Origin of the sequence: Secundilactobacillus folii (assembly GCF_009720675.1) — a bacterium.
GTDB classification, from domain to species: Bacteria; Bacillota; Bacilli; order Lactobacillales; family Lactobacillaceae; genus Secundilactobacillus; species Secundilactobacillus folii.
Genome location: NZ_WNJO01000002.1, coordinates 20,537 through 45,542 on the forward strand (window position 1 = coordinate 20,537; position 25,006 = coordinate 45,542).

Annotated in this window: 29 protein-coding genes and 1 pseudogene; 13 read left to right on the top strand and 17 right to left on the bottom strand. The window is 42.3% G+C overall.

Features of this window, described 5'->3' with window-relative positions:
* Nucleotides 1-122: 122 nt before the first annotated feature.
* On the top strand, nt 123-1,436 hold the full coding sequence (locus tag GM612_RS01765) for an NCS2 family permease (RefSeq protein WP_155430675.1): 1,314 nt from the start codon (nt 123-125) through the stop codon (nt 1,434-1,436).
* Between the two features lie 218 nt (nt 1,437-1,654).
* On the opposite strand, the gene GM612_RS01770 is transcribed toward GM612_RS01765, so the two are convergent.
* Nucleotides 1,655-2,404: a LysR family transcriptional regulator gene (locus tag GM612_RS01770; RefSeq protein WP_155430676.1), complete on the bottom strand. Its 750-nt coding sequence runs from the start codon at nt 2,402-2,404 to the stop codon at nt 1,655-1,657.
* Nucleotides 2,405-2,526: 122 nt separating this feature from the next.
* Between GM612_RS01770 and GM612_RS01775 the strand changes: the two genes are divergently transcribed.
* The 3 genes from GM612_RS01775 (at nt 2,527) to GM612_RS01785 (ending at nt 3,981) form a co-directional block, all read left to right on the top strand.
* Nucleotides 2,527-2,934 (top strand): tautomerase family protein, encoded by a 408-nt coding sequence (locus GM612_RS01775; RefSeq protein ID WP_155430677.1) that lies wholly within the window; start codon nt 2,527-2,529, stop codon nt 2,932-2,934.
* A 102-nt stretch (nt 2,935-3,036) separates the two neighbouring features.
* The gene (locus GM612_RS01780; RefSeq protein WP_155430678.1) at nt 3,037-3,360 is read left to right on the top strand and encodes a MazG nucleotide pyrophosphohydrolase domain-containing protein; all 324 of its coding nucleotides are present in this window, start codon (nt 3,037-3,039) and stop codon (nt 3,358-3,360) included.
* A 93-nt stretch (nt 3,361-3,453) separates the two neighbouring features.
* Nucleotides 3,454-3,981, top strand: a complete 528-nt coding sequence (locus tag GM612_RS01785; protein WP_155430679.1) for a QueT transporter family protein — start codon at nt 3,454-3,456, stop codon at nt 3,979-3,981.
* 200 nt (nt 3,982-4,181) lie between these two features.
* On the opposite strand, the gene GM612_RS01790 is transcribed toward GM612_RS01785, so the two are convergent.
* The 5 genes from GM612_RS01790 to GM612_RS01810 form a co-directional block, all read right to left on the bottom strand.
* Complete coding sequence (locus GM612_RS01790; RefSeq protein WP_155430680.1) at nt 4,182-6,167, bottom strand: ABC transporter ATP-binding protein/permease; 1,986 nt, start codon at nt 6,165-6,167, stop codon at nt 4,182-4,184.
* A 280-nt stretch (nt 6,168-6,447) separates the two neighbouring features.
* On the bottom strand, nt 6,448-6,885 hold the full coding sequence (locus GM612_RS01795; protein WP_155430681.1) for a MarR family winged helix-turn-helix transcriptional regulator: 438 nt from the start codon (nt 6,883-6,885) through the stop codon (nt 6,448-6,450).
* A gap of 17 nt (nt 6,886-6,902) precedes the next feature.
* Complete coding sequence (locus GM612_RS01800) at nt 6,903-7,538, bottom strand: NAD(P)-dependent oxidoreductase (RefSeq protein ID WP_155430682.1); 636 nt, start codon at nt 7,536-7,538, stop codon at nt 6,903-6,905.
* 136 nt (nt 7,539-7,674) lie between these two features.
* Nucleotides 7,675-8,646 carry an amidohydrolase family protein gene (locus tag GM612_RS01805; protein ID WP_173021190.1) on the bottom strand — a complete coding sequence of 324 codons (972 nt, stop codon included), beginning with the start codon at nt 8,644-8,646 and terminating at the stop codon, nt 7,675-7,677.
* Between the two features lie 461 nt (nt 8,647-9,107).
* Nucleotides 9,108-9,482 carry a pyridoxamine 5'-phosphate oxidase family protein gene (locus tag GM612_RS01810; RefSeq protein WP_155430684.1) on the bottom strand — a complete coding sequence of 125 codons (375 nt, stop codon included), beginning with the start codon at nt 9,480-9,482 and terminating at the stop codon, nt 9,108-9,110.
* A 259-nt stretch (nt 9,483-9,741) separates the two neighbouring features.
* On the opposite strand from GM612_RS01810, the gene GM612_RS01815 reads away from it, so the two are divergent.
* The 3 genes from GM612_RS01815 to GM612_RS01825 all read left to right on the top strand — a co-directional run bounded on the left by GM612_RS01815 (nt 9,742) and on the right by GM612_RS01825 (nt 11,981).
* Entirely contained in the window at nt 9,742-10,122 is a 381-nt protein-coding gene (locus GM612_RS01815) for a DUF2255 family protein (RefSeq protein WP_155430685.1), read from the top strand.
* Nucleotides 10,123-10,495: 373 nt separating this feature from the next.
* Nucleotides 10,496-11,155, top strand: coding sequence for a hypothetical protein (locus GM612_RS01820; RefSeq protein WP_155430686.1), 660 nt, complete (start codon nt 10,496-10,498; stop codon nt 11,153-11,155).
* Nucleotides 11,156-11,657: 502 nt separating this feature from the next.
* Nucleotides 11,658-11,981, top strand: a complete 324-nt coding sequence (locus GM612_RS01825; protein ID WP_155430687.1) for a DUF5626 family protein — start codon at nt 11,658-11,660, stop codon at nt 11,979-11,981.
* On the opposite strand, the gene GM612_RS01830 is transcribed toward GM612_RS01825, so the two are convergent.
* Complete coding sequence (locus GM612_RS01830) at nt 11,974-12,501, bottom strand: helix-turn-helix domain-containing protein (protein WP_155430688.1); 528 nt, start codon at nt 12,499-12,501, stop codon at nt 11,974-11,976. The two genes, GM612_RS01825 and GM612_RS01830, sit on opposite strands and share 8 nt — an antisense overlap.
* A gap of 170 nt (nt 12,502-12,671) precedes the next feature.
* Here GM612_RS01830 and GM612_RS01835 point away from each other — a divergent pair, with 170 nt between their 5' ends.
* Nucleotides 12,672-13,055 carry a transposase gene (locus GM612_RS01835; RefSeq protein ID WP_343031773.1) on the top strand — a complete coding sequence of 128 codons (384 nt, stop codon included), beginning with the start codon at nt 12,672-12,674 and terminating at the stop codon, nt 13,053-13,055.
* Between the two features lie 235 nt (nt 13,056-13,290).
* Nucleotides 13,291-13,818 carry a helix-turn-helix domain-containing protein gene (locus GM612_RS01840; RefSeq protein WP_155430689.1) on the top strand — a complete coding sequence of 176 codons (528 nt, stop codon included), beginning with the start codon at nt 13,291-13,293 and terminating at the stop codon, nt 13,816-13,818.
* On the opposite strand, the gene GM612_RS01845 is transcribed toward GM612_RS01840, so the two are convergent.
* The 5 genes and pseudogenes from GM612_RS01845 to cls form a co-directional block, all read right to left on the bottom strand.
* Nucleotides 13,811-14,134: a DUF5626 family protein gene (locus GM612_RS01845; protein WP_155430690.1), complete on the bottom strand. Its 324-nt coding sequence runs from the start codon at nt 14,132-14,134 to the stop codon at nt 13,811-13,813. The genes GM612_RS01840 and GM612_RS01845 overlap by 8 nt on opposite strands.
* 842 nt (nt 14,135-14,976) lie before the next feature.
* Nucleotides 14,977-15,390 carry a hypothetical protein gene (locus GM612_RS01850; RefSeq protein ID WP_155430691.1) on the bottom strand — a complete coding sequence of 138 codons (414 nt, stop codon included), beginning with the start codon at nt 15,388-15,390 and terminating at the stop codon, nt 14,977-14,979.
* Nucleotides 15,391-15,417: 27 nt separating this feature from the next.
* Entirely contained in the window at nt 15,418-15,672 is a 255-nt protein-coding gene (locus GM612_RS01855; RefSeq protein WP_155430692.1) for a hypothetical protein, read from the bottom strand.
* 353 nt (nt 15,673-16,025) lie between these two features.
* A pseudogene (locus GM612_RS12645) lies at nt 16,026-16,163 on the bottom strand (helix-turn-helix domain-containing protein); the annotation flags it as partial.
* Between the two features lie 680 nt (nt 16,164-16,843).
* On the bottom strand, nt 16,844-18,298 hold the full coding sequence (cls, locus tag GM612_RS01865) for a cardiolipin synthase (protein WP_155430694.1): 1,455 nt from the start codon (nt 18,296-18,298) through the stop codon (nt 16,844-16,846).
* 87 nt (nt 18,299-18,385) lie between these two features.
* Here cls and GM612_RS12215 point away from each other — a divergent pair, with 87 nt between their 5' ends.
* Nucleotides 18,386-18,541: a hypothetical protein gene (locus GM612_RS12215; protein WP_173021192.1), complete on the top strand. Its 156-nt coding sequence runs from the start codon at nt 18,386-18,388 to the stop codon at nt 18,539-18,541.
* A gap of 159 nt (nt 18,542-18,700) precedes the next feature.
* Here the strand turns inward: GM612_RS12215 and GM612_RS01870 are convergent, their stop codons facing one another.
* From GM612_RS01870 to GM612_RS01880, 3 genes are all read right to left on the bottom strand, one after another.
* Entirely contained in the window at nt 18,701-19,804 is a 1,104-nt protein-coding gene (locus tag GM612_RS01870) for a hypothetical protein (protein ID WP_246147488.1), read from the bottom strand.
* 161 nt (nt 19,805-19,965) lie between these two features.
* Entirely contained in the window at nt 19,966-20,784 is an 819-nt protein-coding gene (locus GM612_RS01875) for a DNA/RNA non-specific endonuclease (RefSeq protein WP_155430695.1), read from the bottom strand.
* Between the two features lie 222 nt (nt 20,785-21,006).
* On the bottom strand, nt 21,007-21,477 hold the full coding sequence (locus GM612_RS01880; protein WP_155430696.1) for an AP2 domain-containing protein: 471 nt from the start codon (nt 21,475-21,477) through the stop codon (nt 21,007-21,009).
* Nucleotides 21,478-21,836: 359 nt separating this feature from the next.
* On the opposite strand from GM612_RS01880, the gene GM612_RS01885 reads away from it, so the two are divergent.
* From GM612_RS01885 to GM612_RS01895, 3 genes are all read left to right on the top strand, one after another.
* A complete protein-coding gene (locus GM612_RS01885) occupies nt 21,837-22,391 on the top strand; it encodes a hypothetical protein (protein ID WP_155430697.1) in 555 nt (184 codons plus the stop codon).
* A 163-nt stretch (nt 22,392-22,554) separates the two neighbouring features.
* A complete protein-coding gene (locus GM612_RS01890) occupies nt 22,555-23,379 on the top strand; it encodes a phage integrase N-terminal SAM-like domain-containing protein (RefSeq protein WP_343031774.1) in 825 nt (274 codons plus the stop codon).
* A 169-nt stretch (nt 23,380-23,548) separates the two neighbouring features.
* Entirely contained in the window at nt 23,549-23,851 is a 303-nt protein-coding gene (locus GM612_RS01895; protein WP_155430699.1) for a hypothetical protein, read from the top strand.
* 154 nt (nt 23,852-24,005) lie between these two features.
* Here the strand turns inward: GM612_RS01895 and lpdD are convergent, their stop codons facing one another.
* Together lpdD and GM612_RS01905 are read right to left on the bottom strand one after the other, a co-directional pair.
* A complete protein-coding gene (gene lpdD, locus GM612_RS01900; protein WP_155430700.1) occupies nt 24,006-24,401 on the bottom strand; it encodes a prenylated flavin chaperone LpdD in 396 nt (131 codons plus the stop codon).
* Entirely contained in the window at nt 24,398-25,003 is a 606-nt protein-coding gene (locus tag GM612_RS01905; RefSeq protein WP_155430701.1) for a UbiX family flavin prenyltransferase, read from the bottom strand. Before GM612_RS01905 ends, lpdD begins: the two co-directional genes overlap by 4 nt.
* Nucleotides 25,004-25,006 lie beyond the last annotated feature (3 nt).

Sequence of the window (25,006 nt, forward strand, 5' to 3'; positions counted from 1 at the left end):
GCAGAGCGTTCCATTATTCGTATATTGTAAAATTTAATAATTAATGTTACGATATAAAAGGTTTCAAGAGGGTAAAACACGAACATTATATTATTTATTTCAGATAAGGGGACTAGATTTCAATGGGTCAAAGAATTGCATCATACTTTCGCTTCGATGAGTTAGGTACCAATTATAGGAAAGAATTTTTAGCAGGGCTCACCACGTTTATTTCCATGGTTTACATCCTATTCGTTAACCCCAACGTTTTAGGCGTTGCTGGTATGAATAAGGGAGCCGTTTTTACAGCTACCGCACTAGCTAGTGCTTTTGGGTGTTTTCTAATGGGTATCATCGCCCGTTATCCAATTGCCATTTCAGCTAGCCTGGGAATCAACGCTTTTTTCTCTTACACCGTAGTTTTGGGCATGAAGATTCCTTGGCAGACAGCACTGGCAGGGGTATTTGTAGCTTCGATCCTGTTTATGATCCTCACGGCCTTCAAAATCCGTGAAATGGTCGTCGACTCCATTCCTCGCGATCTGAAAATGGCAATCAGTGCCGGAATCGGACTATTTATTGCGTTTATTGGTCTGAGTGATGGTGGCCTGGTGATGGCTGATAAATCAACGATTGTCGCTCTTGGTTCGTTACATGTTGGGTCGACTTGGCTGACCATTATCGGTTTGGTTTTAACCATCATTTTGATGAGTGCCAAGGTCCCAGGTGCCATTTTTATTGGCATGGTAATCAACGTGATCGTTGGTCTTGCAACGGGCTTGATCCACGCGCCCTCTCAATGGGTCTCAGGTGTTCCAAGTTTGAAGCCAACCTTTGGTGTTGCGTTGGGACACATTGGTAATATCAACTCCATGCAGTTAGTGGTCGTGGTTTTGACATTCTTGCTGGTCACGTTCTTTGATACAACGGGTACCCTGGTTGGTTTAACTGAGCAGGCCGGAATGGTTCGCAATAATAAGATCCCCCGAATCGGCCGTGCTTTGGCAGCCGATTCCACAACAATGGTCGTTGGTTCACTGCTTGGTACTTCTCCAATGGGCGCTTTCGTTGAATCTTCAGCCGGAATCGCCGTTGGTGGTCGTTCCGGATTCACGGCTGTCGTTGTTGGTATCTTCTTTTTGCTAGGATCCTTCTTCTCGCCATTGCTAACTGTAATTACCGATCAAGTTACTGCACCAGCGCTAATTATCGTTGGTACATTGATGGCACAGTCACTTAAGAATATCCACTGGGAAAAGTTCGAAATTGCTGCGCCGGCGTTTCTGATTTTAGTCGGCATGCCACTGACATACAGTATTTCAGATGGGATCGCCCTTGGTTTTATCACTTATCCACTAGCAATGATTGCCGCAAAACGCGGTAAGGAAGTTAGTTCAATCATGTACGGTTTAGCTGTCGTCTTCGTGATCTTTCTATGGATCTTGCAAGCAGGCTAATCTTAAACTAGAATATCAAGTTCAAAAACGGTGGTCGCCAAATTCTGGTGGACCATCGTTTTTAGCGTTTAACAAGCCTAAATTATTAACTGACTATGGCTATCTATCAAACGATCTACTTTTGAACGTCACATCAAAATAATTAACGCAGTGATGACGTGAGAGCCACCACTGGAAAATGCGGATAATCTAGTGAAATCCATTTAATTTCCCGTAGTTTACGCCGTCCGCACAAACGTTGAATATGGCACTTTAAATTGAGGTAGTTGTTTGATCTGAACGAGATCTTCCCTAGCCATTAGGTAATCAGGCAGCAAGGCGATCCCCTTCCCGGCTTTGACTAAACCAATAATACTATCCCAAGAATCGATTTCTTGAACCGCTGCCATATCCTGATGCAAATAGCGCAATGTTCTGGCACGGAATGGACAATGCTTGTCAGAATTCACTAGGAATGGTGCCTCGTTTTCCTCATGTTGCTGACAGCCTAGAAATAAGGCGGTGAGATTATGACTGGAAACTTGCTGAAAAGCAGGATTCTGAAAATTAGCATAAGTCACTACTAGATCCACAGTTTCGTCTGTTAGTTGAAGAATGGCCGTTGAGCTAAGCAGATCAAAGGTGTTTTCTGCCAGCGAAAATTTACCCTGTTGCGTGACGAGCAGGTTGAACAGTAATGTTGACATCACCACCCGTCTTTTAGGGCTGCTTTGATTCTGGAACATTTTTTCTCTCACTTGTTCCGTTGCCTTCAAAACTGAAATCGCGTATTTGTAAAATACTTGGCCATTGCTGGTCGGCGCAATTCCCTGATAACTTCGGTTAAACAACCGTACATTAAACTCGTTTTCTAACGCCCTCAGCCGAGCTGTAACATTTGATTGCGCGAAACCCATCAGTCTCGCCACCCGGTTAATGGAATGTTGTTCATAGAGTTTGGTGTAAATTTGAAGATCTTGTAACTGCATGTTTTTTACCCCTATCGTAAATTACGATAACCCTATCACAAATTGGTAATATGCACCACTCAAGTCAGCCGTTATACTCACAATTGTAAATAAGGTTCAGCTATAACCAAGGAGGAATTCATATGCCATATTTAAGAGTCCGGATCGCAAGTTCAGACCAAAAACGGGTCACCACAACGCAAGTAGCCAAGATGTTAACCGATCTGGCAGTCACCAAACTAGGTAAATCAGCAAGCGATGCCGCAGTTGATGTCCGTTTTACTGATCCAGATAATTGGTTTATCGGTGGACAGCCGGTCAGCCAAAATCACGCGACCAGCTTTTTTATTGAGATTAAGATTACAGCATCGACCAATTCACGTACTGATAAGTCGGCCTTTGTGCAGGCGGCCTTTGATGGCATGTCAAAACTGTTTTCTAATATTAGTAAAACCAGTTATATTGTTTTACACGACGTTGCTTCGGACAGTTGGGGTTATGGCGGTAAGACACAGGAATACCGCTACATTACTGGCGATAAGGAAGTTTAATATCTGCTAATGTGATACAATTGAATGGTTCAAATAGGGCGGTGATCTCCGATAATTTGGAATTCACCGCCCTATTATTTCCTGGGAAATGAGGTAATAAATTTGACGATTCAAGAACATCAAGAATGGGTCAAAAACTTCTACAAAAGCCGTAACTGGTACCGGTTTAGTCCACTGATCCGCATGAATTTTTTAACTGAGGAAATGGGAGAACTCTCGCAGGTCGTGCGTACCATTGAACTGGGGCGTGACCATCCTGGTGAGCATCAAGCCACCAGTGAAGAGCTTCAAACTCATCTTAAAGAAGAGCTTTGCGACGTCTTCGATCAAACGCTCATCCTTTGTAGTAAGTATGGCCTCGACCCTGAAGAAGTCTTTCAATATGGTGAGACCAAGTTAAAACGGCGCTTTAATACGACGAACTAACTTGTATTTCCCAGCCAAATCATGTAACCTATATCACTGTTGTGACTTTCACAGCACTTAATTTAATATTTCAAAACGGAGGAAGAATTTCTTATGAATTCTAAGACAACTCACTTCGGCATCAACTCGGTCTACGATATCGCCCGCGTTGCTGTCATTGCTGCACTCTATGTCGTGATTACGATAGTCTTGGCAGCCTTTAGTTTTGGTCCGATCCAAGTCCGGTTGGCAGAAATGCTGAATCTATTGGCTATCTATAATAAACGTTACGTGATTGCTGTTCCGCTGGGTGTCGCAATTTCAAACTTGGCATCACCTTACGGCATCGTTGATATCATCTGGGGCAGCCTATCAACCTTTGTGACGATGCTCGTGCTTTACTACGTAGCCAAACACATCAAAAATTTCTACTTGAAATTGGTCGCTGGCGTTTTGATCGTCACCTTTTCAATGTGTACGATTGCGCTGGAACTGGCATGGTTGGGAAGTGCGGCTTTCTGGCCAACCTTTTGGATCAACTGGGGCACAATTGCCGTTGGTGAATTCATTTCACTGACCATTGGTGCGATTATCCTCGGTGTGATGAATCTCAAACTTAACTTGAACAAGCTATTTAACTAATAGGCGTGTGTGTAAAGACACGTCTAATTTTAGAGTATCCTATAAAGAGGGCGATTTCCTAAGTTCAGGAAATCGCCTTTTTGGTGGTTGCACGATCTCGAATTTTAATATGCCATTCAAAATTTCTAAACTGAACGAAAAATCCGTTCAGAACGGCTTTCAAGGCAATTCTGAACGGACTTTATAATCTTCTTATGACACTAATCTGCTGATAACGCATCGATTGGGTTCAATCGCGAGGCTCGTCTTGCGGGTAACAAGGCCGCAATGAACGAGATCACGATTGCTAAAATGAAAGTCATCAAAATATTTCCTGGTGTGATCTGCACCATATTGAACTTCGCAATATGATACAAAGCATGATTGAGCCAAATTGACCCGCCATACGCTAAAACAAGTGCAATAATGGCCGAGAAGAAGCCGATAAACAACGATTCTGCAGTAAACAGTCTGCGAATATCCTTCCGCCGCTCACCCAATGCACGTAAAATCCCAATTTCTTTGGTTCGCTCGGAAACGGACATGTACATCGTCACAATGATCATCAATGCGGAGACCACTAACGAAATAGCAGCAATCGCTGACAGTAAGGTTGTGGCGATTGAAACATACTGGTTGACCGTCTTCAAAATATCGCCAACGGTAATCGCCCCAAAGGCATAGTGACCCTGACTATCCTTAACGTTTCGAATTGCACTAGCCACTTTGTTAACTTGTTTGGTACTTGAAGCTTTTACTGAAACGAAACTTGGTTTTGTTGACGCCTTTGCGGCAGTCAGCATCCGCTTCATCGTGCTGTAATTTGTCCCAACTACGGAACTCGTTTGACCACCAGCACTTAACCCAGACACCGTCAATTTCTTAGAAACTTGAACGGGTCGGTTTTGATTGTCGATCCAGTTGAAGCTCAGCCGAATCTGTTTGCCAATCAGTGATTTATAATTATTTGAGCCAATCAAGGTGACAGCCTGAGTCTTGCTAAGCACAATTTGATTATTTTTCGGTGCATGGCCGTTCTTAACGGCATTACTCGTATTAGCATCGGTCCAAGTTTGCAGTCCAGAGTCGGTCTTAGTCTTCTGATTATAGGAAAGCTGATAGGCTGAGAATTGATAGCCCGGTTCGACCTTATCCACACCCTTCAGGTTATTCAGCTTAGAAATCAAAGCCGGATCGATCATCATTTTGGCGGGGTCACTCACCATGTTACTCATCTCGGATTCCATCTGGGTCATACTAATTTTCTTTTTGGTTGGGTTTTTCATCACGGTAATGGAAGTTGGATTAACCATCGAATTAATTTGATTTTGAATAAACGCATTGACCCCGTTACCCAGACCACTGAACAAGAGGACCGCAAACAGCCCAATAGCAGTCCCGATCATAATGATCAGATTGCGCCAGAAGTTAAAGGAAAAGTGTTTAAATGCATTTCGGTAGCTCGCCGTTGCTGAGAGGACTCGTGGTGGCAAGGTTTCCGGGTTTTCAGGCAACGGATAGGCTGCCTTGATCCGCTCATCACCGTTGATCTTACCATCAACCAGATGAACAATTCGTGTACCGTGGCTAGCAACATCTTGGGAATGAGTTACAGCAATGACCAGTTTGCCATCCTTAGCAATATCACTCAAGAGGTCCAAAACCTCTGCGGTGTTAACCGAATCTAAAGCTCCCGTTGGTTCATCGGCAATGATAATTTGGGGGTCACTCGCTAACGCTCTAGCAATCGCTACCCGTTGCTTTTGTCCCCCGGAAAGCTGATTAGGATGCTTTTTTAACTGATCGCCCAACCCGACCTTCTTCAGCAAATCAATGGCTCGCTGCTTGCGTTGCGCACCATTTAACTTTGTCATATCCAGTGATACCAGCACATTATCAACAATGTTCAGGTGACTGATCAAGTTATAGGATTGATAAATATAACCGATCATCCCCCGACGATAATTATCCATCTCTTTTTCTTTAGAATGGTCCAACGTTTTCCCGTTGATGACCACTGAACCAGTAAATTTGCGATCTAGACCCCCGATGATATTCATCAAGGTGGACTTACCACCACCCGACTCACCTAGGATCGACACTAGTTCACCGCGTTCAAAATCGAGATCGATGCCTTTTAAAACCGGAAATTCTTCCTTGCCAAGATAGTAAGATTTATGAATATCGTGAAGCTCTAAAAATGCCATGAGTGTCCTCCTATACATCCGTTCCACGCCTCGTAACTTCCTCACTATACGCAAAGTCGTGTATCCCGTCAATCGCTTTCTAAGTGGTCAAACTGCATAATTAATAAGTTACCTCGTTGGAAACTTATGACTTAACCTGGATTTTCGCCCCTTATGAGTCGCTCTTTAGGAAAAATCAAAGTCATTAAAAACCTCAGATTAATTACAAAAAGCCTAATACGACAGGACGCAAATCCTATCGTATTAGGCTTTATTAAATATTTAACTCTTCAGCATTTAGTTATCCCATTAACTTAATTTGCCGTAACACTGCCATAAAATCCTCACGGCTGACTTGAACCGGTGCCGCTGCGATACAGGCAGAAAGGGCTTCTTCCTGGGCATCCAAGGCGGCTTTGATTTTGGGATACATCGCCTCACCATCAGCCGTCAATCGTAGTTCATACTTACGACCGTCAGTTTTAGATTGCCGCTTATCAACTAAACCCATGCTAGCTAACCGCGCGATCTCGCGGTTAACATTCGATTGGTGCAAAGTGTCAGACCGCACCAGTTGATCCTGAGTAATTCCCGGATCATCGTGCAACTTTAAAATGAAAAAGAATTGGCTGCCATTGACACCAAATGGCTTTAAACGTTTCTCAAGTGTCCGTGTTGCAATATTAGAAGCAACGTGCAGTTGTTTTGTCATTGTATTATCATTTCTATCTGGCACCATGCCCTCACCTTCATTACCTAAGCGTTAACAACGGAAAATTGTTGACGCACGTGCTTTGGCTGCTCGATCTCATCGATCATCGCTGCTGCAAAGGTATCAAAAGTCACTTCAGTCTTACCAGCGGCACTAGTAATCACGTGGTCACCACCAACTTTATAAGCACCCTTGGCGCCCTCGGCAAAGTCTGTGGATGGTGTAATGATCGTCCAGTTGACGTTTTCGATCCACTGTAGGTATTGATACTCGTGATCCTGTTGAATTGGCGCAGCGATCCAAGGTTCATTTGCATACTGAGCCAGGGTTGCTGCTAACATGGTTTCCCCATTGTCAGTCTTCAGAATAGAAGCGCCAATGACAAATACCAAACGGGTGCTATCATCTTCGCGGAAAAAGTCTACCAAGTGAGTGGCAAGGTCTAAGTGTTGATAAGCTTTGTCAGAAGCAAACGCATCAACAATGACATCATACTTGGCTAAATCAGCCCGTGTCAAGCTCATTGCATCTCGCTCAACAACGGAAACGGTGTCGCCAAACAACTCCTTAGCTTTTTGACCATGGCGAACGATAGCAGAAACTTCATGTCCGCGACTAACAGCTTCACGTGTAGCACCTTGACCAACTTGACCAGTAGCGCCGATAATTGCAATTTTCATCATTTAAAACTCCTCTGTATTTTCAAAATTTTAGTTTAATTTGACTGTAAAATATGTTGCCGTACAGTCTGCGGCAGGTTGATGCTTAATTATCATCCACTGTTGCTGCATCACTGCACAGTGGTTTGAAACCTAATTAAAGATTAAATAGCTTCTCAGCAGTTCCGTGAGCAATGGCCTCACGCTGATTATCAGTGATATCAGCCTGTTCCAGGAATTCACGAGTCAAACTACCATCTTGAACGTATGGGAAATCCTCTGACCACATCACGTGTTCCGCACCCATTTCCGTCAAGACCAATTGCATCTGCGGCGCGGTGAACATGCCAGAAGGTGACAGATAAACCTGACGCTTGTAATAGTCCGAAAATTTCAGTGGTAGATCCGTAATGATTGGGCTGAATCCATCGATCCGTTCCAGAAACATTGGAATGAATTCACCCCAGTGACCGGAAGCAATCTTGAAGTGAGGGTACTTTTCAAATACACCAGCAGTGATCAGACGCATCATTTGAATCCCCTGTTCCATGTGCCAGCCCCACATTGCACCAGCCATCATGGTTGAACCAAGTGCCGAATAAGCTTTACTGTCATATAACATCGCTTTTTGGTCGTTGGTGATCACCCCAGGATGTAAATAAAGGGTAGTGCCAAGCTTATCGGCCATGGCAAAGATCGGTTCGAACTTGGGATCGTCAAGGAATTGACCGCCAACACTCCCGCTGATGATGCCGCCTTTCATACCTAACTTAGTCACGGCGTATTCCAGTTCCTGAGCGGCTTTGTCCGGTACATTAGCAGGAAGGGTTGCCAATCCGGCAAAACGATCCGGATAACGACTAATATTTTCAGCCAACGTTTCGTTTTGAGCGTGCGCCCCATCTACCGCGTACTTGTCAGGCAGTACTTGTGGGGAGTTACCAGCATCGGAAATGACCTGCATGTCAATCCCATTTTTATCCATATAAGCAATCTTATTACTGAAATCTACTAAGTCAGGTTTCAACTGATCCTGACGGGGATTATTATTTTTAACTTCCGAATACTGATTGAACTGTTTGATGTTGGCATCAGTGTCGTAATGTTCTTCTACTGTGATTAATTTCATCATTGTTCCTCCTTGCATTTACTAATCTAAATTCTCCTGAACAACCGCAAACATCATAACACATTTATATGCGGTCGCATAGTTATTTGTAAAAAAATATTTTTAGACTCTTCTAAAACCCATTCTGTCAGCTTCTGAGCCTAAAAATAACTTCTTACCTACTGGAAATTGACTGCCAAAATTTCGTAGTAGTTAATCTGCCTTGCATTTTATCCTGTCATTAAGTTCCTTCGACTCATTAACTGAGACGGTTACTTAACCACGAGATATATCATAGCACATATCTATGCGGTCGCATAGTTATTTGTTCAAAAATTTTTTGAATTTTCCCCAAAATCCTTTAATATCGGTGTTTATAAGCTTAAAAAAATTTACTGCAGGTGGTTCTTTAAGTTATTACCCAGCAACATAGTTTAAAAAACTTCTGCCACATTCGATACGTAACAGAAGTTTTGTTTGGCTTAAAGTAGTTGCTTGATCGACGTTGGCTTAATTTCCAAAACCTTACGTAAGAAAGGATATTTAGCCTTAATTTCGTCAAATTCAGTTCCGCTTTCAATCAACTTGGCAGTCCCAGTTAATCTGAATCCAGTACCCTGGTAACCGTCGAAACCTTCAACCTCACGGGCTCCCATTGTCACAAGTACTTGATCATTTTGGGCGAGATCCTTCTCTGCATGTGTATAGCCAGCAGCCGGAATTAAAATTCGTTCGTCATCAGTAACTGTTAAGTAAGAATTCCACGTATTGGTAATGTGCGGCTCTGCCGGCGTCCACGTGACGACTGAAACGACACCCTCATACTTGAGCACATCATAGAATTTATCAGTTAACATTATTTTATTCCATCCTTATATGATTATTTATTCCCATAATAGATTGAATCCAGGAAATTGTCAATTCAGTCGACGTTTCAAATACGTTTTATCTACTCCATTGCCTCTCAGGCATAGCTTAAGGAATAACAAGTATTAGCATGTTTAAAAATTCTGTTTTAAGATATAATTCGCCGAATAAGTTAGCTGGCAGTTAGTCGGTTTGATTGACCCAACTAGTTCAGCAGCCAGAAATAATTACAATTACGGAGGTATTTATATGACAGAATGGACGAAAGAACAATTAAATGGTTTCGCCGAGGCCGACGATTTTCACGTTTCACCTTTTCGCGAAGATGGCAAGACTTACGGCACACCAACTTGGATCTGGTCTGTCGTTGCAGACGGCAATCTTTACATCAGAGCCTACAACGGCACCAACTCCCGCTGGTATCAAGCAGCTAAGAGTGAAAAAGCCGGCCGAATTCACTTAAACGCACAGGACTACGAAGTGACCTTTACGCCAGTGGCTGGCGATGCTGCACTAACTGCAGACATTAATCAAGCCTACAACACCAAGTATGGTGATAGCCCTTATTTACCACCAATGGTGACTGATAAAGTAATTTCTGCCACTGTCAAAGTGACACCACGTGACTAGCGTGAAACATTAGTCGTTAGTAGTGGGGGTCTTCTACATTGCCGAAACGTGCTCCACAAGGCAAGGGGCTATGTGCAAGGCAACTTGCCTGCCAACCCTTTTTTCTATTCCATTTAGATATTAGAAGACATGAACAGGACAGTGATGCAGACAATTCGACTGTTATTCCTAGTCAATCAGAACAGAAGCCAGGGTTCTGGGCACGCGTAATAAGTAAATTATAAGTGTATGTAGTGGCAACCATTTACTGACAAGAGCAATTGTAAACATTTAGATTCTCCACAATTAAGGTGATTTCTTATACATTATTGATGTTGTCGACAACAAACAACTAATATGTATTAGCAATACATTAATTTGGGAGATTAAAAGTATGCAATCAATTATCAAGTACTCTTCACTAGCTTTTGCGATAGCCTTATTAAGTACCGGAGTTGCTGAATCAACAGTTACAGTAAGCCAGGCACATGCAGCAACTATAGAATCACAGGCACAGGACACTGCATCTAAGCAGTCAAGTAAGACACCAAGTCTTGTCACGGAAGATCAAGCGGCAAGTACTATTAGTAACTTTTTACAAACTGCAAGTTCGCAACAGATTCAGGCTATTCAGGAAAATATCAAGGCAAGTGCACAGGAAGAAGTAGATGGTTCAACAACAACTGTAAGTATAGATGATCTGTCTATGGAACGTGTTGCCATGAAAGTGATTTCACCGACTACCCTAATCGTAAGTAATCGTAGCAAGGGAGGGGTAAACAAAATCAAATGGCATGGTAATGCTACAAAGGGTAATGTCGATATCTATCTTAGTGCTAATTCGCTTAATATGGCGAAACAACAAGGTTTTAATATTTTAGCCCAAATTTGTTTGCTACCTTTAGGTGCGATTGGTGGGCTTACAGGAAGTCTCATTAGATTTGCTTTAAAAAACGCTTTAGGGCACATCTTTACTGGGGTACAAGCACCATTCAAAAAGGGACGTATTTTTTACTTCAGAGGTGGGAACTATAAGTCATGGTCATATCAATAAAAAAAGTTCTTATATTTATAATCAGTATAGTATTCGCAGTATGTGCAACTGTTTTCTTAAGTGCCAATTTCACATTAAAAGCCATACTATCTGTACTTTTTATAATTTTAAACTTAATAGCGTTTAATGATCTTTTTAAAATCAATCATATCAAGCAATTACTAGTAGATGATTTTAAAACGAGATTACCAATAAGTTGGGAGATTCTAGGAAGTGTAGTAGTAATCATATGGTCGCTTCAAATCGCACCTGGCTTGTCTTGGGTAGAGAATATAATTTGGATACCTTCAAACGCTATTTGTGAAATCAGTTTCTTTTACGTAATCTATAAATTAGTAAGGGCTTTTCATGAGCACTAAAAAGCCGAAAAATTTAAAGAGCCCCTTAATTATTAGACAATTAAGGGGTCCTTTTATGTAAACACTATGTAACCCTCTGTAACAAAGGCGTTCCTTATGGATGACTATGTAAGACTGTAACCTCGATTTCAGGAGGTTACATTATGAAAAAAATATTTGTCACTAGTCTCGTTATTACAGTAACACTACTTATTTCTATAACAGCTCACGCAGCTACCTATCATGTAAGTCACAATAAGTTTGGTTCTTGGAGCATGGGCTGCAATATAGTTACCAAGGGAAATAAGATAACTACAGTCAAGAACCTATCCTTAAAACCGACACTTGGTAGTATTACCAACAAATCCGTTACCATTACCAGTGGTGATGCTCATATTAGATTCACGCGACATATCCAAGCACTTAGCTATCATAGTAATGTAAAAATTAGTGTTACAGGTTCAAAAGTTTATGTAACTACTAATTAGTGCGGTAAACATGGGTTTCTGTAGGAGATAACCAGTTATCAGAGACATAAATACTCGTTCCAAGAATACTAACCATAATAATAACGATACTTATCAAGTAAATCGTTTTATACAGACTGTTATATTTACTGTTTCGCCACATAACATAAAGCGGCATCACAATACCGATAGGTGGGATAATTGCCGAAACAAGGGCTAGAATTATCAAAAATAAACCTTCATCACTATTTTGAAATAGTGTTTTGTTGACCTTTTTTAATTTTCCGCGCTTATCCTTAATCGCAGCTTCATTTACACTGATTTTTTCCTTCATTTCGTCATTATCCTTAAGTAAGTTATCGATAGATACTTCATATAATTGACTCAAATAAACTAAATTATCGATATCTGGATAACCGCGATCATTTTCCCACTTAGAAAATGATTGGCGAGATATGTGCATAATTGTTGCAGCGTCGTTTTGTGACAACCCAGAGTTTATTCTGGCACTCCGTAAACGCGTTCCTAAAGACTCTTGCATTATTTTGCCTCCGTATCAGTAAATACTCTAATATCATACGATGATAGCATAACTAATTTGAAATAGAAGAACTTTATGATGAAAAACGATGTCTCTACTCAAAATTATGGCGGACAACTACTATGAGCGACAGACAAACAAAAGGGTCGATTATATAGTAATCGACCCTCATCGCTAAATGTCTCGATCTTGATCCACGCTTTTGCAGGACGTATGAAACTTATCAAGCCATTCTGACTGCTGTTAGAGAACGTGATGTAAGCACACTTCAAGCGACACTGAATGCTTATCATCCCCAGGGAAATCGCATGGATCAAGCCATCAAATCTTTGAAGAAATATCAGTCTCAGGTTCTCAACGCCCTGCGAATGGAGTACTCTAACGGCTTCCTAGAAGGTATTAATAGTCAAATCAAAAAGATTAAGAATATGGCTTATGGCTATAGAAACTGGTTAAACTTTATCAATCGTATTTTCCTAGAAAGGGGCTGGTTCAAGCCGGTTAAAAAAGCCACTGTAAACCAAAAAAGAGTACCTAGACCAATTAAGGTCTAAGTACTCTCATTAAGAACTATCAACTTTTCTTGATGAAGAGTAGTCACCAGGTAACTACCTGGTTGCATCAATAAGTCAAACAAATACTCACGGCATAATTAAAAGTAGGTTGTCAAGTAGCGTGAACAACGGCGTATGCGCTTAACGATATGAATCCGTTTATCTATCAATGTTAAAAGTATGTTATTATCGTAGAAGTTTATGATATTAAGTTAGGTAATCTGGAGGATAAATTATGCAAGAAACACTGGGGACACGACTGCGGAGGGCTAGAGTACACTCGGGTCTATCTCAAAATGATGCGTCTACAATCATGCACGTATCGCGACAATCTTTCTCAAAGTGGGAAAACGACAGGGGCTATCCGGATATAGATAACCTTGTCTATCTAAGTTCATTATATGAAGTATCAATTGATAGCCTATTAAAAGATAATGACGAGATGAGAGAGAAAATAGGTGCGAATGAGGCTGAATTTACGGATAAGCGCAAACGGCTAAAGAAGGTTAATAAGGAGTTGTTCCAGAATCGCGATGAAGGCCTATTTCTAATGATATTAGCGCTGGTCTCAGCGATTGTGCCACCGATTGGAGTTTTTGTACCGTTCTATGTAATGTGGCGCAACAGCCGATACAACAGTCTTTATAAGACGATATACTTGACAAGCGTCATAGTTGTACTTGTTAGTCTTGTTGGTACAGGTGTTTATGCGTTTGATAACTGGCTATCGCCGACAGATACGCACGTCTATCGCGTTAATTAGTTGTCACATAGACTTTAGACTTTGATACGCTAATCTTGATGCTTTGGTTATATGCGAGTGTTTTAATGTGTTTAGCGAATCTGATATGAGCGTCCCCTCCGGATATTTTAACTGCAGGACTGGAGATAGACCCGATAATCGGCTTTATTGATAACTTCTTTACAGCAGTGATCTTATCGCCTTTAATGACGACATTACAGCTGAACCGCCACGATGGGAGTTTGCTCTGGGCAACATGGTAGGTTGCAGCTTGAGCGACTGTTGAGAATGCAAATGAACATACGACAATTAAACCTGTAATAAGTGATTTTTTCATGAACGTAACCTCCTGAAATCGAGGTTACGTTCTTTTTTTTGTACGCATAAGGAATGCTTAATTTACAGGGGTTTACATGTAGTTTACATCCTAAAAAGTAATCAATTCGTTCCTTTTTTCAATTGGAATTACCGCGTAACTTATAGAATGTTAGCTAACTTATTTCATTAAGCAATTACAGGACTGATTATTTTAATCAATTCAACTACCTGGCCATTTAAAGTAGCCGGAAGTGCATGCTTGATTATTGGTTTTATCCTTAGTGAACAATTCTTTGGATACTTTAAAAAATGACAAAACCATCACACAAATAAAGAAAAAGGCACTTTGCTATGAGAAGTGCCTTTTACTTACTCAATAAAGATTTTCGTTAGAACATACTGCACTATAAAAATAGTAACAACATGGCGCAAGGAAAGTTAAATTAGATAGCTCTTGTGTCTATTTGTCATTAGCAAATACTCTCCTTGCTACTGCCAGCGAAAAGTCGTCCCAGTGCATGAAAATTGTAACTGGCCGTTAATTAATAGCCAGCAGCAAAGGCTAATACTATCACTATGGGTAAAAATAAAAAATAGGAAGTAGCATACCTAAAATAAGACATAGAATTAGATTTAGGTTAGTTTTGCAAAGACGATAGATAAGCAGGTCAACACACATAAAATAAGAAAACGAGATTAGTCCCATCGCAAAATTATGAGTTGGTCTGAAGAAGTTTAACACAATGGCTAAAGCTAGTGCAGTCCCAGCTATTATTTGCATGAAACGATATGACTTATGGGTAAACTGTGTGGCAAACGTTTCTTTTATTGACTTCAAATTAATCATGATCAACTCCTAGATTATTGGTGACTAATCCCTTTATATTTCCAGCCCCGAAATTTGAAAACGCGCCCTGTTTTAAAATGCTTAATATTTTCATCGAGAGCTAATTTTACAACCTTGCCCAATGCATAATTAAGTACGCCGGCGGCATCACCGCCAGCTCCGCCACCAGTAAGAGTCAGTAAAGCATACATCGCTACTGATACAGCAGTATTTGCTGGTAGATTTTTTAGCCAATTTAGCCACTTGGCACTTAAATAAATATCAACATTACCTTTTTTAGCTGCCCCATGCCAAACTATTCTGGTTTTACCTGCTGACCGAGCGCTTACGATTAAAGCAGAGGGATCCAATACGGACATATAGGCTCTTTGAATGGAAATGTCTGAAACTATTGCAATAGTATCATTGCCATCTTTTTCTACGTTCATAGAAGCTTTAATTTTTTGTTGAATCTGTTATTTTTGTGTCTCTGTTGCTGATTCTAACTTAGCTGAAATTAAATTCCAAGCCTGATCCTCTGTTACTAAATATGGTGCTGCCCGCAGATCACTTCGCATAGCTGTAGATTCTGTATTTTTAGTAGCTGCTTGAGTTGTATCAGGTGTTGTAGCAGCATGAGCTTTTTGTACACTTACGCCTGATTCAATAATACCAGTACCTAGTAGTGCAGTAGCAAAAGCTAATGATGAATATTTAACAAAAGATTTCATAAGAAAAACTCTCCCTAAAGTTTGATGACTAATACGTATTAGTGAGTTGCTGTTAACAACACTAGATTATACGTAAGTAGTTACTCTGGGGAGAATCGGAGTGCTTACCTACTGTTTTGACAACCATTAGTTGCACTAAATACAGGAAATTAGTAAATAGAAGTTGAATAAAAAGAACCTAAAACCAGTGGTTCAAAAGCATTCCTCACTACAGTTCGTCGCAGGACCGGCTAAACCTCTAGTCACTACTGTACCACCGTCCTTTACTGTACGAAATTTAAGCTCACGTAAACTTATCAAATCTCATACCCTAGTAATGTCGCCCGACTTTCAAGTGATACCTATCCTATTACTGAAAGTCGCCGTAATTCGCGTGAAATCGTACTAGGACTTCGTTTCAACCGTAAGGTAATATTACGAATTGTGAGATGGCGTGAGTGCAAAACAAGAATACTTTCGCGCTCATCTAGTGTAAGATGATGATAGCTCATGACGAGTACTCCTTTATGTTTTTCTTGGTCGTTAAACATTGTACCCGTCATGGGCTTTCTTTTGTTCAATTAGTGTTGCACTTAGATTATAAATTCGTCGTATACAAAAAGAAGTATCAAAATGACCGTCGTAATTTTGACACTTCTACTTTAGGATATTTGACGAAGAGCCAAAAAAGAACCGCTCCCGATATCGTTATCAGGAAGCGGTTCTCCGTATCTAAACCGGTCGCAACTCTCGCGACCCTTCGTACCTGTAGAAGGTTATCGACCAATTTCTTGTAAATCTTGGATCTTAACCACTGGGGTTCGTACTCTCGTCGGCTCGAGGTTACCCGCCGAACACCGATTCTATCTCCTGTTATTCGACGCCTCAATTCTACTTCTAGCAGCCCAACAAGGAAACAGCCTATTACCCATTTGTTTCTACTCACAATTCGATTGGTCTAGCATCACTAAGCATCGAACTGTTGTTGCTTCACAGCAACGATACTACTCATAAATCTAATTGGTCTTATCTAACCTTCCAACATTATAATACCTGAAAATGTAACCGATTTCAAGCAAAATGAACTGTTTTTACCCGCGGATTTTCAAGAAATTATATCGGCTTAAAAGCCTTGATCTCATAGGCTTTTACAACACCATCTTCAATTTAACTCCAATCATCTAGCCACCACTCACAAAATCGGCGACAGTAGCCGGCAAAAACTTTGCTTAAAGCGCAGATATAACGATTGCTCATCAAACATTTTGGCCGTTATCAACCGACTCAGCCGCTGATCTTCTTCAAATAATTTAGCCAACTGTGTCGTGATTTTTTCATCATAGATAAAGGCGTTGACTTCAAAATTCAGTTTGAAACTGCGGTAATCCAGATTTGCCGACCCGACAGAGGATAGCCGATCATCAACCACCATCGTCTTTGAATGCATAAAGCCACGTTCATAATAGTAGATTTTAACCCCAACTTTAGCTAATTCATGGGCATAATACTGAGTCGCCCGGTAAACGAACGGGTGATCCGGCATGTGCGGAATCATAATTCGAACGTCAACTCCGGCCATGGCTGCAATTCGCAATGCATCCATCACGCTATCATCAGGGATCAGATACGGGGACTGTATCCAGACACGCCGTTTAGCCGTCTGAATCAAACGGATATAGCCCATTTTGATCTGCTGCATTTCCGAATCAGGGCCACTGCTAACGATCTGCATATTCGTATCGCCCTTCACACGTGTCAGTGGAAAATACCGCTGTTCAATATGGTCGGAGGGTAGTAACCCATTTGAAGCGGTGGCGTTCCAGTCTAAAATAAAGCGACCCTGAAGACCGAAAACGGCTGAGCCGGTAATTCGTAAATGGGTATCACGCCAGTAGCCAAACTTTTTATGCCGTCCTAGGTACTGATCACCGATGTTAAAACCGCCAACGTAACCAATTTTGCCATCGACCACGACAATCTTACGGTGGTCACGAAAGTTCAAACGAAAATCGGTAAAGGCCGAGCGCGCCAGAAACGGTTCAGCGTACCCACCAGCTTGTAGTAGGGGCTTGAAAAAAGAGCGGTACGTTCCCAAGGAGCCAAAGGGGTCATAAATTACCCGAACCTCGACTCCGGAACGGGCCTTTCGTACCAGTAAGTTGCGAATCTGATTGCCGATCTGATCGTCATAAAAGGTGTAAAATTCAACGTGAATACTACTTTGTGCTCGCTCCATATCCTCAATCATTTCGTGGAAGAGCTGCTGGCCATCCGCCAAAATCTTAACCCGATTTTTTCGAGCTAGAAACGCGTGATTTGCATTTTGAAACATTGTCACCATTGATTTGACGGAATTAGAAACCAAGTCCGCGGGCAGGTCTTCATTCCCAATGGCTTTTCGTTGCTCAGTCAGCAGTTCATCCAGTTGAAGCTGAACGTCACTTTTAACTTTAAATAATTTATCTTTAGGCAACTGCCGTCCTAAAAAGGCGTAGATCAAAAACCCAACTACGGGCAGTAGAAATAACACCAGTAACCAGGCCCAGATGGCAACGATATCTCGACGTTGCCTAAAGATAATAATAATTGCTAAAATAACGTTGATGACATAGATACCTTCACCAATCATTGTCATCGTAATTTGCATACAATTCTCCCTCTTGATCCGAGTATGATACCATTGAGGAAATTATAGCACACGCATCATCATTCACTTTGAGAAAGGAAGTCCCAAATGTTTACTTCACTCGCCCCAGCTCTCTATGGTATCCATGGCGTTGGAACCTTTCGTATCTTCCACTGGTTATTCCGGGAAAATCCAGTGGTCGGTTTCGGCTTTTTGCTGGCTATTATCCTCTACGGTATTTATCGGTATAATAATCGTCGTTAAAACAAAATGGAGGCTTCACGGCTAAAGAACCACAAGGGCTGTCACGGACAAAACTTCAACATGGAAGTTTTGTCCGTGACAGCCCTTGTTTGATCTAATTCAGTCCTTGAATTACGAGCCAGGAAACACTGTTAATCATGCCTCAACGCTCAAGTTTTTTTAATAAACGGTCGTCGAAACTAAAACTTCAGGATGATGATTACTCAATAGGTACCCATGACCAGATGCATCATAGGCTAAGCCCTCCGTTTCACGCTTCGGTGTTAGACCGGACCATTCGAAGGAGCCGTTTGACAAAGAGCCATGACCATTTAACCGTTTAGCGGGGAAACTGGCGATCGAATCATCAGAAACGAGGTATAAACGCGCTCGCTTCGGATTATAGCCCATACTTTGAAGCCGTGTACCAGGCATCCGTCTAAGAATTTGGTTAGTGCGCCTGAAGACGACGTGATGCGGGGAAATTTTACCCTTAAAGATATTGGCACCATCACCTGGATTATCCCAGAAGTAAGCACTGCCGTACTTGTCAAAGGTGAGTGTGTGGCCGCCATAAATCAAAGCTCCGTGAGACCTGAGGTGGAAACTGATTGCCCAAGTCGGTTGGAGGGTTTTGGCACTAATATGTTGAATATAACCCGTCGATGAGACCGGAACCCGTGGCGCGCGTTCATTGTCTCGCCACATATATAAACCATGATTCTTCAAATTATAAGCTAATGACTGACCATGACCCGTATCAAACAACCCACCCGCTTTAATTGCCTGTTGAATATTTCTTTGAAGCAGGGAATATTTACCATGGTGCTTAACGTAGGCTTGTCGAAGTTCAGTTGGTTTTTGGGTGACTCCTAACTGTTCCAGTCGCTTCATATTAAATCGCACGATTCGCCCGCGATTCTTCAACTTGGTGGGACAGTACACAATATACATGTACCCACTCTTAGATAGGGCAATGGATTGCGGATTACCCCAAGCTTCATTGCTTTTACCAGGTTCTGGTAACAATAACCTACTCTTAAACGTCACTTTTTTACCCGAAACAGCTTTTATTTGGTTCAACCCACGGCTGGACCTAACGTGAGCGTAACTTCTCGGTACCTTGACGTAGTGCACCTTGGAATCATTGACCATCCGTGATCGGTGCCAAATCAAAGCTGACGATCGTTGGTGGTAGACTTTCGCCGAAGCTGTCACCCCTACTGACAGCCCCAGTGTCAAGCTCGTGACCAGACCCACGACTCCCAAAATCAAACGTTTCATAAATATGCTCTCCTCCCAAAACATTTTGAAATATGTATCTATAATAGGTCAGTTTTGTCACAACCTTCAATAGAATCTTAAAAAATTTTTAAATCTTTTTTATTAGAAATGCAAAAAGAGCCACTTAACTGTCAAATTATGACAGAAAAGGACTCTGAAATTTACTGCGTCGCACTTATACTCGTAGAGTGACCAGATGTGTAATCGATTTTGACACCAGGTTGAACGTTGAAAATATATACGTTGAAACGAATCTCACTGCTGCCAACTGATTGAGCCTGCATTTGGACCCCTCTTGCTAACAGTTCCTGACTTCTAAAGACCGGTGTGACACGATAACGAACATAGTCAGTCGGGTGAGCTTTCAGATAAGTTGCAATCTCAGTTTCATAGTCTTCCATACCTGGTGAATTAAGCGACCGCGTGCCTGTCATCAAATTTTGGGGATTATTATTTTGACCGGTCAGCTGGTATCCAATCAAGTGGCAGCGATTATACAACCAATCCGATTCACCATGATACCGAATTCGCTTATTATGCCAACCGGTTGGATCAATATATAAACGCTCACGCTGCGCATGGGGCATCAGTGATTTGCCAAGTAACGCATCGGCTCCCGTAACCCGATTATACTGGTCCAGATCATGATACTGCTGCCAGGGACCCTTGGCCGTACTCAAATCATCCTCACTAAACCCCGGATGATTATGATTAACCATCACCACTTGCTGACCATGGTAACTCAGACGAGCCAACTGGGTAGTTTTGGTGATGGTCTCGTTTTCAGTTGACCTCCCCTTCCCAAGAAAGGAAGAAATAATAGCTGAAGCTCTATTTTGCAGGGTTGTTTGACTAGTCGACTGATCAGTTGGACTCCGTTTTGAGCGCTCGTTATTTTCAGTCGTTGATACCCCAACGAGGACAGCAATCGCAATCACTAGCCACGTCAAAACCGGTTGACGGCGGCGTCTTCTTGGCATCTACTCCACTCCCTAAAAAAGATACTTTTTATTCTAACAGGAAACGTGTGTTCGATATAGTCTTGACTTTTTAGGAGAATTAAGAATTATTGCTAAACTTTTCATCGAGGTACAAAAAGAGCTGTCCCAGATCAGATTACTGACCTCGTACAGCCCTCATTAATCATCAAAGTGCAATCGCCAACGCAATATCGTTAACGGAAAAATTGCATTTACTAAAAACTACTCGACCTGATTCTTTTTAAAATACCGTTCTTCGGCCTGCTGCCTTAAGGCAACGGCCTCATCGAATGAATGTGTCGCACGGTTTAGCACATAGCGGCCATGATACATGAGACGGGCAATGTAAGTTTCTGATTTTTTATCAAAAGAAACGCCAATGACACCTGTATGATTGCGCTTTGAACGAATAATTGACGAGTATCCGACCCCGTCTTCATTGACCAGCGCACCGCCTTGAGCCTTCAAAAACCGTTCGTTGGTTCTGGCATTTTGACGTGATACCTCACGCCGAAGGCAACCGCAACTTCGCGTAATCCCCTTGCGTAGAGCATAACCTTCGACGACCACGTGATTCCCACAATCACAGACACAGTTCCAGCAAACATTACCGTTTCTAGCGACCGTGTCCGCCCTGTTTTGAACCACCAATCTGCCAAATCGTTGATTAGTTAAATCGATACAATGACTCATGAAAAAACCTTCCCTTCCTAGATATCAGAATTCCCCCAGTGTCCGTTTGGAATTTTCAGACTTTGTACTTGCTGATATTTGTCATCCCATTTACGCCCATATTATACTATCGATTTTTTACTCCGTGTCTCCCAATTTTTAGTAAAAAATTTGAAAAAATGGAGATCGAAAATGAATTTACCACTGCGAATTTGCCATCTTAATCAAGCTCAGAGATTTAACTTTAATTTACCTACCCCGATAAAGTCCGCCATCATAAGCCGTCAGGCAGACATGCTTGCTTGATTCCAGACCCACCCCTTGCGTTGCACCTACTTGCCCTGCTATACTCTATTCACAAAACTATGAGGTGATCAATTATGAAAACAACCCGGACAAGGGCATTGCTACTGAGTCTTGTTGCGGTTTTAGCGATCTTTTTAACGGCCTGTGGCAACCAGCCATCGTCAAAGAAAACCGATGAGTCTGCCAGCTTTAAAAACGAGCCAACTACAACTAAGCACACAGACGTCAAATCATCCGTGCTTTCTGGCGACGGGTTCTGGTACCTTGCTGGTAAAATCAACCACAAGAGTAATTCTGGTGTCGAAGCTATCGCCTTTGATAAGTCTTCTGATAAAGCAACGATGTACAACGTTAATAAATTCTATAAATCATACGCGGCAGCTAAAAATGCTAAAGCCTTGAACAAAGAAGGCACCGTTAAGTACACTTTTACGAAGAACAATAAAAACCAGACCGTGATCAAGTTAGCTGGCAAACTCTCTGGTATTCAGATGACCCAAACCGTCACGGTCAAGGACACCACTAAGGGAACTAACAAAGCGACGAAGTTACACATGAGCGGTTACAAGGCTGTCCGTGACGTTGATATGGACAAAACCAATGCTGTCTTTGTCGAAACTAATCAATAATTAGTGATTCCATTCAGGATTTAACCCCACATGCATATACAGAATTAATGGCGATAGATTCCCAATCTAAAGGGATTTGTCGCCATTATTATGCCGTCAAACACCCTCTTTTAGGGTATAATCAATTCTGAAGATCCCTAAAGGAGGCGCGGATTTGACAGCTGTGAATGCATATCCATATCAAGATACTTTTGAGCAGTACCTCAATCATCAGGAACTAGCTCAGGCAACGATTGCCGAATACCGTAGCGTTTTGAGCGACCTATTCAACTTTTTGAGTACCTTTAACGAGGGTTACCAAAATGACCATCGCGTCGCCACGTTGATGGACCGCGACGTTGAACAATATCTGGCAATGCTTGTCAACCAGCGACAGGTGACAAACGGCACTTATAACAAGATGCTGTCACACATCAACATTTATTTTAAATACCTGTTCACCCACGATTTGATTCAGCACTACCCCACCCTGACATTGAAGGGTAAATCTCACGATGATTTAAAGCCGCCGACAATTAAATGGCTGCACCTAATGCCAGAAATCTTGGCAAATCACCAATTGGCGATCTACACGCGGCTGACCCTATTGATGTCCGAACATTTTTACACCGTAAAGGAGTTTCTTCAGCCTGGTTTTTACCAGCAATTTGATTCCCAAGCACTGACCAAAGAGGAACGCCACTTTTGGGCCGAATATCGTCGCTTTATTACGCCTTTGCAGGAACGTCAGCACAGTCGAGACCTCTTTTTAAAGCAGCGGCTAGATGGTGACCCGCACCTGACAGCTGCGGGGTTGCATAAATACCTCAAACCAGATGAGAAAATCCTCGGTTTCTCTTTAACACCGACCCGGCTCTACCAAAGCGCGGTGGTGGAGTTTCTTTTGCAGCACCCAACCATGCCCAATGAAGCCCTGAGTCAGCTGCTCCGACTAGATCCCCAGTCACTGGACTATTACCGCCGATTGACAGCAGAATACCGAACATGATCAAATATTTAAAAATTAGGGCACCCCTTTGTAACTGACTCTGGTTAACAGCCAAGCGCGCCCGTTTATTAGTCCCAACAAAACGTCCAAAACGTTTAATTTTTGCGATGTCTTCTACTGCATTTCAACGTCGTTTACGGTATTATGAGGGCAAAGGAGTGTGATTTTTATGGCAAAGAAAGCGGTTACGATTGACTTAGAAGAACTTGCTCAGCGACGGGCAGCATTTGTCCGGGAAAATCCCTGGATCATCCCTGTGGGCGTTGCCATTCAGATGATCCCGTTAGCACTGTTGATTCACGGCCATGTTAAAACGAATATCTATCGTAAAAAGCTCCAAATTGAACGGGAAAAGACGAAACAGCTTGAGTTAAAACTGCAAAGTGATCACACCCATGGCCATCATCACGGCCACCCACGCCATCGGGGACATCACCAGCACTTTGATCCCGTGGAACCACAGCAGTTATAGAAACAGTTAAAGACTTGTCAACATCCAAAAATAAAGCGGTACTAGGTGAATTCTGTCAGCCAGAAAATCATCTAGTACCGCTTTATTTGTTTTGAACTTGGTAATAACCGGTTTTAAGCTGTTCACAGCTCGCGCGCGTTAGAAAAGCGAACGATTATTTCGCAAATTTCTCCGGAACTTTCTGCCGCGGATGGGCTGTTAGCCAATCACGAATCTGGTCACCCAGTTCGTTGACGATTGGCCCCATGGCGGCCATTTGTGCTTTTGAAATCACGTTCACGTGGACGCCACTAACGATGAAAGCATTACTCTGCAACGCCGGTTTGATCCGCTTGGCGAGCTGACGTGTCAACACACCCTCTTGATGTACGTGACCTGGACGGCTTGGCAGAGCTACAGTTTGTTCATGCCCATGCAAATCGACTGTCGTCACGACGCCGTAATGAGGCACATCACCGCCGATCAACTGGATCAAAACATCCTGGTTTTGCCGTTCCAAAACAGCTCGCAACGTGACGCCAGCTCGAGTACTTTCAAACGTCTGCGTCATTTTGAGTTCGCACCCTTCGCGTCTTTTTTAGCAGCGGCTAAGCCCTGCCAACGCCCGCCAAATGCATTTTGAATGTGTAAATGATCCAGTAGTTTCATGGTGTTATGGTCGATTAAATCATCAATCGTCTTCGGATGGTTATAAAAGGCCGGAATTGGTGGGATTATTTCAACGCCCATTCGCGCTAACTTCAGCATATTTTCCAAGTGGATCTGGTTAAACGGCGACTCGCGTGGAACCAATAGTAATGGTCGCCGTTCTTTGAGCGTCACATCCGCAGCTCGTCCAATCAACGTATCAGCCAAGCCTGTCGCAATGGCAGCCACCGTCTTCATACTGGCTGGCACAATGACCATGCCATCATGCATAAACGAGCCACTAGCCACGGTAGCACCCATCTCACGGTCATCATAAACGACATCCGCCATCTCGTTAACCTGTTGCAGTGTATAACCCGTCTGTTCCACGGCCAGATTTTGTTTGGCCCACTTACTCATGATCAAATGGGTCTCAATCCCTGGTGTGGCCTGCAACGCCTGCAGCAACCGAACGCCATAGATTGTCCCGGATGCTCCGGTAATTGCCACTACGATTCGTCTCATGAA

What these genes read in the sequence shown, in the direction of transcription:
- GM612_RS01765 (WP_155430675.1), top strand. Translation starts at nt 123, where the DNA reads ATGGGTCAAAGAATTGCATCATACTTTCGCTTCGATGAGTTAGGTACC.
- GM612_RS01770 (WP_155430676.1), bottom strand. Translation starts at nt 2,404, where the DNA reads ATGCAGTTACAAGATCTTCAAATTTACACCAAACTCTATGAACAACAT.
- GM612_RS01775 (WP_155430677.1), top strand. Translation starts at nt 2,527, where the DNA reads ATGCCATATTTAAGAGTCCGGATCGCAAGTTCAGACCAAAAACGGGTC.
- GM612_RS01785 (WP_155430679.1), top strand. Translation starts at nt 3,454, where the DNA reads ATGAATTCTAAGACAACTCACTTCGGCATCAACTCGGTCTACGATATC.
- GM612_RS01790 (WP_155430680.1), bottom strand. Translation starts at nt 6,167, where the DNA reads ATGGCATTTTTAGAGCTTCACGATATTCATAAATCTTACTATCTTGGC.
- GM612_RS01795 (WP_155430681.1), bottom strand. Translation starts at nt 6,885, where the DNA reads ATGGTGCCAGATAGAAATGATAATACAATGACAAAACAACTGCACGTT.
- GM612_RS01800 (WP_155430682.1), bottom strand. Translation starts at nt 7,538, where the DNA reads ATGAAAATTGCAATTATCGGCGCTACTGGTCAAGTTGGTCAAGGTGCT.
- GM612_RS01805 (WP_173021190.1), bottom strand. Translation starts at nt 8,646, where the DNA reads ATGAAATTAATCACAGTAGAAGAACATTACGACACTGATGCCAACATC.
- GM612_RS01810 (WP_155430684.1), bottom strand. Translation starts at nt 9,482, where the DNA reads ATGTTAACTGATAAATTCTATGATGTGCTCAAGTATGAGGGTGTCGTT.
- GM612_RS01815 (WP_155430685.1), top strand. Translation starts at nt 9,742, where the DNA reads ATGACAGAATGGACGAAAGAACAATTAAATGGTTTCGCCGAGGCCGAC.
- GM612_RS01820 (WP_155430686.1), top strand. Translation starts at nt 10,496, where the DNA reads ATGCAATCAATTATCAAGTACTCTTCACTAGCTTTTGCGATAGCCTTA.
- GM612_RS01825 (WP_155430687.1), top strand. Translation starts at nt 11,658, where the DNA reads ATGAAAAAAATATTTGTCACTAGTCTCGTTATTACAGTAACACTACTT.
- GM612_RS01830 (WP_155430688.1), bottom strand. Translation starts at nt 12,501, where the DNA reads ATGCAAGAGTCTTTAGGAACGCGTTTACGGAGTGCCAGAATAAACTCT.
- GM612_RS01840 (WP_155430689.1), top strand. Translation starts at nt 13,291, where the DNA reads ATGCAAGAAACACTGGGGACACGACTGCGGAGGGCTAGAGTACACTCG.
- GM612_RS01845 (WP_155430690.1), bottom strand. Translation starts at nt 14,134, where the DNA reads ATGAAAAAATCACTTATTACAGGTTTAATTGTCGTATGTTCATTTGCA.
- GM612_RS01850 (WP_155430691.1), bottom strand. Translation starts at nt 15,390, where the DNA reads ATGAACGTAGAAAAAGATGGCAATGATACTATTGCAATAGTTTCAGAC.
- GM612_RS01855 (WP_155430692.1), bottom strand. Translation starts at nt 15,672, where the DNA reads ATGAAATCTTTTGTTAAATATTCATCATTAGCTTTTGCTACTGCACTA.
- cls (WP_155430694.1), bottom strand. Translation starts at nt 18,298, where the DNA reads ATGCAAATTACGATGACAATGATTGGTGAAGGTATCTATGTCATCAAC.
- GM612_RS12215 (WP_173021192.1), top strand. Translation starts at nt 18,386, where the DNA reads ATGTTTACTTCACTCGCCCCAGCTCTCTATGGTATCCATGGCGTTGGA.
- GM612_RS01870 (WP_246147488.1), bottom strand. Translation starts at nt 19,804, where the DNA reads ATGAAACGTTTGATTTTGGGAGTCGTGGGTCTGGTCACGAGCTTGACA.
- GM612_RS01875 (WP_155430695.1), bottom strand. Translation starts at nt 20,784, where the DNA reads ATGCCAAGAAGACGCCGCCGTCAACCGGTTTTGACGTGGCTAGTGATT.
- GM612_RS01880 (WP_155430696.1), bottom strand. Translation starts at nt 21,477, where the DNA reads ATGAGTCATTGTATCGATTTAACTAATCAACGATTTGGCAGATTGGTG.
- GM612_RS01885 (WP_155430697.1), top strand. Translation starts at nt 21,837, where the DNA reads ATGAAAACAACCCGGACAAGGGCATTGCTACTGAGTCTTGTTGCGGTT.
- GM612_RS01895 (WP_155430699.1), top strand. Translation starts at nt 23,549, where the DNA reads ATGGCAAAGAAAGCGGTTACGATTGACTTAGAAGAACTTGCTCAGCGA.
- lpdD (WP_155430700.1), bottom strand. Translation starts at nt 24,401, where the DNA reads ATGACGCAGACGTTTGAAAGTACTCGAGCTGGCGTCACGTTGCGAGCT.
- GM612_RS01905 (WP_155430701.1), bottom strand. Translation starts at nt 25,003, where the DNA reads ATGAGACGAATCGTAGTGGCAATTACCGGAGCATCCGGGACAATCTAT.